This is a genomic window from Mesorhizobium sp. M2A.F.Ca.ET.067.02.1.1, from assembly GCF_004023285.1.
GTDB lineage: Bacteria > Pseudomonadota > Alphaproteobacteria > Rhizobiales > Rhizobiaceae > Mesorhizobium.
In genome coordinates this window covers 1-7133 of record NZ_RZSB01000273.1, presented here as the reverse complement: position 1 = coordinate 7133, position 7133 = coordinate 1, and the positions used below count along the sequence as shown (strand labels likewise).

The following is a 7133-nucleotide window of genomic DNA, read 5'->3' as shown; positions in this document are numbered from 1 at the left end:
CACGGTAGACTTCAGCAGTGATTTCTTGGTCACGATTTTCCTCCCAATGGAACTGTTGCGGACACCGGCCACCCGGCGTCCCAAGCGCATCCACCTTTTCTCCCAGCGTGGACACATCTCAAAAAACACCAGGACAGAACGGCTGTCAATAATTAAATCACTCTTATTTATTATTGACACTCTTGCGTCGTTCACTCATTCTGAACGAAAAGCATCGCGGGGAAACAAACGGGAGGAACAGGGTGGAGACCGGCATTGCGAGGCACGGTTCGCCCGAGGCTTTGGAGAGTCGGCTGCATCGCGGCACCAACCAAAGCGGCATGCGCGACCACAATGAACGGTTGGTGCTGTCCCTGGTGCGCCAGCACGGCAGCCTGGCCAAATCCGATATCGCGCGCATGACCGGGCTGTCGGCGCAGACGGTGTCGGTGATCATGCGCGAGCTCGAGGAAGACAAGCTGCTGGTGCGCCAGGCGCCGCTGCGCGGCAAGATCGGCCAGCCTTCGATCCCGATGGCGCTCAACCCGGAAGGCGCCTTCTTCATCGGCCTCAAGATCGGCCGACGCAGCGCCGAGCTGGTGCTGATCGACTTTCTCGGCAATGTGCGCGCCATGCTGCAGCATTCCTACCGCTATCCCGCGCCGCGCGAGACCGTCGAATTCGTCACCGCCGGCATCAAGACGATGCGCGGCGAGCTGACGCCCACGCAGGACAAGCGCATCGCAGGCCTCGGCATCGCCATGCCGTTCGAACTGTGGAACTGGGCCGACACGGCCGGCGCGCCGCGCGACGTCATGGATGAATGGCGCCATCGCGACATGCGCGCCGACATCCAGGCGCAGTGCGAGTTCCCCGTCTACCTGCAGAATGACGCGACTTCGGCCTGCGGCGCCGAGCTTGTCTTCGGCCAGGCGGGCGCGGCGCGCGACTTCGTCTATTTTTATATCGGCGCCTTTGCCGGCGGCGGCATCGTTCTCAACGGCCGTCTTTACAGCGGGCCGAAGGGGAACGCCGGCGCGCTCGGATCGATGCCGGTGCCGGGGCCGGACGGCAAGCCGACGCAGCTCATCGACGTCGCCTCGATTGCAATGCTCGAGAAGGCGCTTTCCGCCAAGGGCATCGACGGCTCCTATCTTTGGACCTCCCCGCAGGACTGGGGCGACATCGGCCCCGAGCTAGACGAATGGATCGCCAGCGCCTCGCGCGCGCTTGCCTATGCCATCGTCGCGGCCTCGTCGGTCATCGATTTCGAAGCGGCGGTGATCGACGGCTGGATGCCGCTCGATGTGCGGCGCCGTCTTGTCGAGGCGATCCGGCAAGCCATCTCCGGCATCGATGCCGAGGGACTGAAGCTGCCCTTCGTGCGCGAGGGCACCGTCGGCATCCATGCGCGGGCGCTGGGCGGCGCCAGCCTGCCGCTTTCCGAGCGTTTCCTGGTCAGACCGAACACGACCGGAGGCGCCTGACCATGCTGATCGGCATCCCCCCGCTGCTCGGGCCGCAGTTCCTGGCGACGCTCAGGGCGATGGGTCATGGCGACGAGATCGCCATCGTCGACGGCAATTATCCGGCCGAGGAACAAGCGCGGCGGCTGATCCGCGCCGACGGCCACCATGTCATCCCGGTCCTCGACGCCGTGCTCAGCGTGCTGCCGGTGGACGAAGCGGTGCCGGAAGCGCTGTTCCGCGCCTCGGTGCAGGGCGACCCGGCTCTGGCCGACCCCGTGCATCGCGAGATGGAAGCGGTTTGCGCCAGACGCGCGCCCGGCCACAAGGTGGTTGCGCTGGCCGGGCCTGACTTCTATGCACGCGTCAAGGCCGCGCATGCGATCGTGGCAACCAGCGAACCAAGGCTCTTCGCCAACATCATCATCCGCAAGGGCGTGATTGATCCGCCGGAGACCAAGACGACATGATCCTTTGCTGTGGCGAAGCCCTGATCGACATGCTGCCGCGCATCACCACGGAAGGCGAAGCGGCCTTCGCCCCCTATGTCGGCGGCGCGGTGTTCAATTCGGCGATCGCGCTTGGACGGCTGGGCGCCCCGGCGGGATTCTTCTCGGGCCTCTCCTCCGACCTGTTCGGCGGCCAGTTCCGCGACGCGCTCGGCGCCAGCAAGGTGAGCTCCACCTATGCCCACACATCCCCTCGCCCGACCACGCTCGCCTTCGTGCGGCTCACCAACGGCCAGGCGACCTACACTTTCTATGACGAGAACACCGCCGGGCGAATGCTGACCATCGAGGACCTGCCGAAGCTCGGCGCCGAGATCGAGGCGATGCTGTTCGGCGCCATCAGCCTGATCTCCGAGCCTGCCGGATCGGCCTATGAGGAGTTCATGCGGCGCGAGCACGAAGCCCGTGTGATGATGCTCGATCCAAACATCCGACCGAACTTCATCCCCGACAAGGCGAAGCATCTCAGACGCATCCGCGAGATGATGGCGATGGCCGACATCGTCAAACTCTCCGACGAGGACCTCAAATGGTTCGACGAGGCCGGCTCGCATGAGGATGTCGTGCGCAATTGGCTGGATCGCGGGCCGGAGCTGATCGTCGTCACCCATGGCAGCGAAGGCGCGGTCGGCTACAGCAAGGCGCACAGGGTCACGGTCATGCCGCAGAAGGTCAAGGTGGTCGACACCGTCGGCGCGGGCGATACGTTCAATGCCGGCATCCTGGCCTCGCTGCATGAGCAAGGTCTGCTCACCAAGGCGGCGATCGGCGGCCTGTCCGAGGACGCCATCCGCAAGGCGCTGGAACTCGGCGCCAGGGCGGCGGCGGTAACGGTGTCGCGGGCCGGCGCCAACCCGCCATGGCGGCACGAAATCGCCTGATCCGCTGCCGGATCGCCCTTCGGCCGATCACTTTGTGTTTCCCGATAACGGGGCGCCGCGACAAGGGAGGCCGTAAGCGCCTCGCAAAGCACGGATTTCTGGCTTTTTCGGGCATTGCGCCGGCAAAAGCGGTAACAGGCTGCGACACATAGGCAATTCGCCCTCGTCGTGGTCGGCTTTCTCAGCCGCGCCAAGTCTGATACCAGCGGGCCGATTTTATTGGCATTCGAGGCCGACATGCAGTTCATCGATCTTGGCGCGCAGCGCGAACGTATCCGCGACCGGCTGAAGGCCGCGATTGACCACGTCGTCGAGGACGGCCGCTACATCCTCGGGCCGCAGGTCACCGAATTCGAGAACAAGCTCGCTGCCTATATCGGCGTCAAGCATGTGGTCGCCTGCGCCAACGGCACCGATGCGCTGCTTTTGCCGCTGTTTGCCGCCGGCATCGGCCCGGGCGACGCGGTGTTCGTGCCGAGCTTCACCTTTGCCGCGACCGCTGAAGTGGTGGCGCTGGCCAAGGCCGAGCCGGTCTTCGTCGACGTAGACCCTGATAGCTACAACATCGACATCGCCAGCCTCGAAGCGGCGATCGAGATGATCAAGAAGGAAGGCCGCCTCAAGCCGAAGGCGATCATCCCCGTCGACCTGTTCGGCCTTGCCGCCGACTATGAGGCGATCATGGCGATCGCCAAGCGCGAGAACCTCCTGGTGATCGAGGACGCCGCGCAGTCGATGGGCGGTTCCGCCGACGTCCAGGCGATCGGCGGTTCCGCCGACGCCAAGATGTGCGGCGCCTTCGGCCATGTCGGCTCGACCAGCTTTTATCCGGCGAAGCCGCTTGGCTGCTACGGCGATGGCGGCGCGATGTTCACCAATGACGGTGCGATGGCCGACAAGCTTCGTTCCTTCGCCTTCCACGGCAAGGGCGAGACGCAATATGACAATGTCCGCGTCGGCATCAATTCGCGCCTCGACACGCTGCAGGCGGCGATCCTGATCGAGAAGCTCGCCATCCTCGAAGAAGAGATGGTGGCCCGCCAGGTGGTCGCAGACCGCTATGCCAAGGGCCTCGGCGACATCGTCAAGGCGTCGCGCAATCTGGGCCACGGCCGCTCGGCCTGGGCGCAATACGCGATCGAGACGCCGAAGCGCGACGGGCTTAAAGCTCATCTCGGCGAAAAGGGCATCCCTTCGGTGATCTATTATGTGAAGCCGTTGCATGAGCAGGTGGCCTACAAGGACTATCCGCGCACGCCGACGGCTCTTGCCGTCTCCGAAACGCTGCCGAAGCAGATCCTCTGCCTGCCGATGCACGCCTATCTCAGCGAAGCCGACCAGGACCGCATCATCGAGACGATTCGCAATTATATCGGGTCGAACTCGGCGCATGTCGCGGCGGCTTGAACAGCGCCTTCGTCATCCTCGGGCTTGACCCGAGGATCCATGCCGTAACGTTGAACGTGACTGCGGCGGAGCAGAATTCTGTAACCGTTGCAACGCCTTAGCGTAACGGCATGGATCCTAGGGTCTGCGCGCGTCGCTTCGCTCCTTGCTCCGCCCTAGGATGACGAACGCGATGTGGGCGGCCAATCACCAAAGCCCTACGCAGCGCCCTTCCCCATCGCAATGAAATGCGGGTTGGCGAAATCGCTGTCGCTCGCCTGGTTGCGCTTACCGTAGACGAGCGGCCGGCCGTCCAAAGTGCGCGTCATGCCACCTGCGGCGCGAAGCACTGCGTCGCCCGCTGCCGTATCCCATTCCATGGTGCGGCCGAAGCGCGGATAGACGTCCGCCTCCGCCGCGGCGAGCAGGCAGAATTTCAATGACGAGCCGATCGAGACAATCTCGGCGGGACCGAGGTCGCGGATGAAGGCGTCGGTTTCAGGCGTGTTGTGCGAACGGCTGGCGACGACGGCCAGCGGCGTGCCCCCTGCCCGCACGGTGATCGGCCGGCGGCCGGCAATGCGATAATCGGCATCGACCTCCAGTGCTTCGGCCTTGCCAGGCCGTCCACTGAAGAAGCGTCCGGTGCAGGGCGCGTAGACAACGCCCACTTCCGGAACGCCATGACGCACCAGCGCTATGTTGACGGTGAAATCGGTGCGGCGGTTGACGAATTCCTTGGTGCCGTCGAGCGGATCGATCAGGAAGAAGGCGCCGTCGAGGTCGGGCGTGGCGATGCCCGCCGCCACCTCTTCCTCGGCCACGCATGGGATATCCGGATAGGCGGCGCGCAGGCCGGCAAGGATGATCTTCTCGCTTTCGCAATCGGCTTCCGTCACCGGCGAAGAGTCCGCCTTGCTGTCGACGGCGCAGCCTTCATGGAAGACGCGCATCACCTCGCGCCCCGCTTCCAGCGCCAGGCGCTCGAAGACGCCCAGCATCGCGTCGTCGTCAGATACCGCCGCCATTGTCATACTGCTCCTCGGCAATGTCGCGCTCGATCAGCCAGTGTTCGAGGGCTTCCGCCATCTCCTGCGGACTCCTGCCGAGGGTCTGAAGATGAATTTCCGGATTCTCAGGTGCCTCATAGGGAGAATCGACACCGGTGAAGTTCTTGATCTCACCGCTCAGGGCGCGCGCGTAAAGGCCCTTCGGGTCACGCCTTGCGCATTCCTCGAACGGCGTATCGACGAACACCTCGACGAACTCGCCCTCGGCCATCAGCTCGCGCGCCATGCGGCGCTCGGCGCTGAATGGCGAAATGAAGGAGACGATGACAATCAGCCCGGCATCGGCCATCAGCTTGGCCACTTCGGCGACGCGGCGGATGTTTTCGACGCGGTCGGCGTCGGTGAAGCCGAGATCGCGATTCAACCCGTGGCGGACATTGTCGCCGTCGAGGATGTAGGTGTGACGACCGGAGGCGAAAAGCTTCTTCTCGAACAGGTTGGCGATGGTCGACTTGCCGGAACCGGAGAGCCCGGTGAACCAGAACACCGCCGGGCGCTGGTTCTTCAGGTCGGAACGGCCGCGCTTGCCGACGTCGAGCGACTGCCAGTGGATGTTTTCCGCGCGCCGCAGCGAATGCAGGATCATGCCGGCGCCGACGGTGGCGTTGGTGATGCGATCGATCAGGATGAAGGCGCCGGTGGTGCGGTTCTCGGCGAAGGGATCGAAAGCGATCGGCGCGCGGGTCGAGAGATTGCAGACGCCGACCTCGTTGATGTCGAGCGACTTCGCCGCCTCATGCGCGAAATCGTTGACGTTGACCCGGTATTTGAGGTCGGTGACGGTGGCGCTGACCTGGTCGGTCTCGGTGCGCAGGATGTAGGAGCGGCCGGGCAGCAGCGCCTGATCGTCGAACCAGACGATGTTGGCGGCGAACTGGTCGGCGACCTGCGGCCGTGCCGCAGGCGACACCAGCATGTTGCCGCGCGACACCTCGACTTCATCCTCGAGGACAAGCGTGATCGCCTGGCCGGCGACCGCTTGATCGAGATCGCCGCCTTGCGCGACGATGCGCTTGACCCGGGACGCCTTGCCGGACTTGGCGACGACGACCTCGTCGCCCTGCGAAACGGTGCCCGACGCAATGGTGCCGGCGAAGCCGCGGAAATCGAGGTTCGGACGGTTCACATATTGGACGGGAAAGCGGAACGGCAATTCGACCACCGCCTCGTCGACCGACACGGTTTCAAGATGCTCGATGAGCGACGGACCGGAATACCAGGGCGTGCGCTCCGAATGGCTGGTGACATTGTCGCCGAAGCGCGCCGACATAGGGATCGGCACAACGCTGACGAAGCCGAGTTGTTTTGCGAACTCGCGATAGTCGGCGACGATCTGGTCGAACGCAGCCTTGTCGAAGCCGATAAGGTCGATCTTGTTGACCGCGAGCACGATGTGACGGATGCCGAGCAGCGAGGCGATGATCGAATGACGCCGGGTCTGGCGCAGGACGCCCTGGCGGGCATCGATCAGCACGATGGCGAGATCCGCGGTCGAAGCGCCAGTCGCCATGTTGCGCGTGTATTGCTCATGGCCGGGTGTGTCCGCGACGATGAACTTGCGCTTTGGCGTGGCGAAGAAGCGGTAGGCGACGTCGATGGTGATGCCCTGCTCGCGCTCCGCCTCCAGCCCGTCGACCAGCAGCGCGAAGTCGATATCGTCGCCGGTGGTGCCGTGCTTGCGCGAATCCTTCTCGAGCGCGGCAAGCTGGTCCTCGAAGATCTGCTTGGTGTCGGAGAGCAGGCGGCCGATGAGCGTCGACTTGCCGTCATCGACGGAGCCGCAGGTGAGGAAGCGCAGCAGCGACTTCTTTTCCTGCGCGGCCATATAGTCGCGGATAGAAT

General features: G+C 64.3%; 6 protein-coding genes. 4 read left to right on the top strand and 2 right to left on the bottom strand.

What is annotated here, in order from left to right; all coding sequences use genetic code 11:
- The first annotated feature begins 242 nt into the window (after nt 1-242).
- From EOA28_RS18905 to EOA28_RS18890, 4 genes are all read left to right on the top strand, one after another.
- Nucleotides 243-1466: an ROK family transcriptional regulator gene (locus EOA28_RS18905; protein WP_127250106.1), complete on the top strand. Its 1224-nt coding sequence runs from the start codon at nt 243-245 to the stop codon at nt 1464-1466.
- A 2-nt stretch (nt 1467-1468) separates the two neighbouring features.
- Entirely contained in the window at nt 1469-1915 is a 447-nt protein-coding gene (locus EOA28_RS18900) for an RbsD/FucU domain-containing protein (protein WP_127250105.1), read from the top strand.
- The gene (locus EOA28_RS18895) at nt 1912-2835 is read left to right on the top strand and encodes a carbohydrate kinase (RefSeq protein WP_127250104.1); all 924 of its coding nucleotides are present in this window, start codon (nt 1912-1914) and stop codon (nt 2833-2835) included. The genes EOA28_RS18900 and EOA28_RS18895 overlap by 4 nt, the downstream gene beginning before the upstream one ends.
- Before the next feature lie 237 nt (nt 2836-3072).
- Nucleotides 3073-4242 (top strand): DegT/DnrJ/EryC1/StrS aminotransferase family protein, encoded by a 1170-nt coding sequence (locus EOA28_RS18890; protein ID WP_127250103.1) that lies wholly within the window; start codon nt 3073-3075, stop codon nt 4240-4242.
- Between the two features lie 197 nt (nt 4243-4439).
- On the opposite strand, the gene cysQ is transcribed toward EOA28_RS18890, so the two are convergent.
- Nucleotides 4440-5222, bottom strand: a complete 783-nt coding sequence (gene cysQ / locus EOA28_RS18885) for a 3'(2'),5'-bisphosphate nucleotidase CysQ (protein WP_189342101.1) — start codon at nt 5220-5222, stop codon at nt 4440-4442.
- Between the two features lie 10 nt (nt 5223-5232).
- Nucleotides 5233-7133, bottom strand: a 1901-nt coding sequence (gene cysN / locus EOA28_RS18880; protein WP_281060907.1) for a sulfate adenylyltransferase subunit CysN, incomplete at its 5' end; no start/stop codon positions are given.